The following is a 1,199-nucleotide window of genomic DNA, read 5'->3' on the forward strand; positions in this document are numbered from 1 at the left end:
GGAGACGCTGATCAATTCGCCGAACCCGGCACGACACATGCATGCGTGAGTGCACCGAACCTCAGCCCTGAACGACCATGTCTCAACGCAGCTTTGCCAGCGCCGAGTACGCGATGAAGAAGAAGCGCACGCGGCGCGAGAAGTTCCTTGCCGACATGGAGCGCATCGTGCCGTGGGCGCGCCTGATCACAGTGATCGAGCCGCTGTACCCCAAGAGTGGGCGCGTGGGGCGTCAGCCCATCGGCGTGCCCAGGATGCTGCGCATGTACTGCCTTCAACAGTGGTACGGCCTGGCCGACGAGGCGCTGGAGGATGCGCTGTACGACAGCCAGGCGCTGCGCGACTTCGTGGGCATCGACCTGTCGCGCGAGTCGGTGCCCGACGCCACGACGCTGCTGAAGTTCCGCCGCCTGCTGCAGGACAACGATCTCACCCGGGCGTTGTTCGACGAGATCAACGCGCACCTGGCCGAGCAAGGTCTGCTGATGCGTGCGGGCACGATCGTGGATGCGACGATCATTGCCGCGCCCAGCTCGACCAAGAACGAGGACAAGGCGCGCGATCCCGAGATGCATCAGACCAAGAAGGGCAACCAGTGGCACTTCGGGATGAAGGCGCACATCGGCGTGGACGCCGAGTCGGGCCTGGTGCACGCGGTGATCGGCACGGCGGCCAACGTCAACGACGTGACGCAGGCCGGTGCGCTGCTGCATGGTGACGAACACGACGCCTTCGGCGATGCAGGTTACCGCGGCGTGGACAAGCGAGAAGAAGCGCGCGGCCCTCGATGGCACGTGGCCATGCAGCCGGGCAAGCGCCGGCAGTTGGACCCGGCGCGCAAGTGGGCGCGGTTGCTTGAGCAAGTCGAGCAGCTCAAGGCCAGCGTGCGCGCGAAGGTCGAGCATCCGTTCCATGTGATCAAGAACCTGTTCCGCCACAAGAAGGTCCGCTACAAGGGGCTGGCCAAGAACGAGGCGCAGCTGTTCAGCCTGTTCGGGCTGGCCAACATCGTCATCGCCAAGCGGCGGTTGTTGGCGCTCCACGCCCGAGGTGCGTCTTGAGCGCGCAAACGGCCTCGAAAGAGGCTTCAGACACCGCCGCGAGGCAGCGCACCGCGTGGTTGAACGCGTGTGCGATGTCATCGTGGCGTTGCATCGGTTCAACTCGGGCGGCGACGCTCATTGTTCAGCGCGTCCCTA

1 protein-coding gene is annotated in these 1,199 nt (G+C 65.1%); it reads left to right on the plus strand.

Features of this window, described 5'->3' with window-relative positions:
* The first annotated feature begins 77 nt into the window (after positions 1–77).
* Positions 78–1,061 (plus strand): IS5 family transposase, encoded by a 984-nt coding sequence (locus tag E8D38_RS27780; protein ID WP_140637519.1) that lies wholly within the window; start codon positions 78–80, stop codon positions 1,059–1,061.
* The last annotated feature ends 138 nt before the right edge of the window (positions 1,062–1,199 follow it).

Origin of the sequence: Methylibium rhizosphaerae (assembly GCF_006386545.1) — a bacterium.
GTDB lineage: Bacteria > Pseudomonadota > Gammaproteobacteria > Burkholderiales > Burkholderiaceae_C > Pseudorivibacter > Pseudorivibacter rhizosphaerae.